Below are 1,228 nucleotides of genomic sequence, written 5' to 3'. Positions count from 1 at the left end.
AGCCTGCGCAAGACGGACTGGGCCTACCAGCGACTGCGCGAGGCCCAGCTCGTCGAGCAGCCGCGCGGTGCGCGGCAGCGCTGCCGCCGGGCGCCGCACGCTCGCCGCGCCCGCCGTCCGCAGCGGCGCGACCGCCCGCCCGAACCGCTCGGCCCACGCCGCGGACACCGCGTCCACCACGGCGGACGCGCCCCGGTCCTCGCCGATCGCCAGGCCCGGCGCCGTGCGCAGCAGCCGCAGCGCGCCCGCGACGTCGCCGCTGAGCAGCGCGACCGCCCCGCACTCGCGGAACGGCAGCGACGCCAGGCACGCCGTGTCGTACGTCGCCGTGACCGACGACACCGCGGAAGCGGCCGGCGCCTCCGCGAGGCACAGCACGTGCACACCCGCGGCGGGGCCCGACCCGGCGAGCCGCGCCGTCGTCTCCCGCAGCGCGGCCGAGCCCGGGTCGCCGTCCACGACCAGCAGCGTGCGCGGCCCCGTGTGCCGCCGGGCCGCCTCGGCCACCGCCGCCGCGCCCGCCGACGCCCAGCCCGCGCCGAGCGGGCCCTCGTCGAGCCTGCGGGTCAGCTCCGCGGCGCGGGCCGCCGCCTGCTCCCGGTCGAACGCGAGCAGCAGCCGGCAGTCCTGCCCGCGCCCAGGGCGGGTGTGCGGCAGCCAGCCGAGCCACCCCCAGTCCCCGCGGCGCTCGTCGAGGGAGAGCGCCCGGTCCGTGGTGATCAGCACGATCTCCAGCTCCGACGGCGCGTGCAGCGCGGCCAGCTGCGCCACCACCGCGCGGCCGAGGCCCACCAGCCGGGCCCGCGGCCCCGCGAGGCCGAGCGAGCCCGCCTCCCGCAGGTCGGCGGTGACCGGCACCGGACCCTCGGGCCGGTCCGCCGTGCCGAGCCTGACCACCAGCTCCTGCGGATGGCCAGGCCCGCGCTCCCACAGCCGCGGCCCTGGGCCGAGCGCCGTGAGCAGCAGCTCCGCGGGGTCGGGCCAAGTGCCGTCCGCGGGCTTGCGCCCCCTGGGCCGCTCGCCCGCGCGCTGCACCGGCACCCCGACGTGGGTCTCGCCGCGCGCGCCGCCGAGCCGCCGCGCCCAGGCGCCGAGGCCGCGCCGCCTGCCCGGGTGGGCCTGCGCCTCCTCGTCGCCCTCCGCCGCCCTGCCGTGCGCCACCGGCTCCGCCTCCCCGTACGGCTCGGGCGCGGGCGGCAGGCCGCGGCCGCGCAGCCCCGGCACCTAC

General features: G+C 81.6%; 1 pseudogene. It reads right to left on the bottom strand.

Features of this window, described 5'->3' with window-relative positions:
- Positions 1-1,161: pseudogene (locus ABEA77_RS33770) on the bottom strand (cell division protein FtsK); the annotation flags it as partial.
- Between the last annotated feature and the right edge of the window lie 67 nt (positions 1,162-1,228).

This window comes from Streptomyces tremellae (assembly GCF_039540215.1).
Lineage (GTDB): Bacteria > Actinomycetota > Actinomycetes > Streptomycetales > Streptomycetaceae > Streptomyces > Streptomyces tremellae.
The sequence above is the reverse complement of the archived record's forward strand: the minus strand, read 5'-3'. Positions and strand labels throughout refer to the sequence as shown.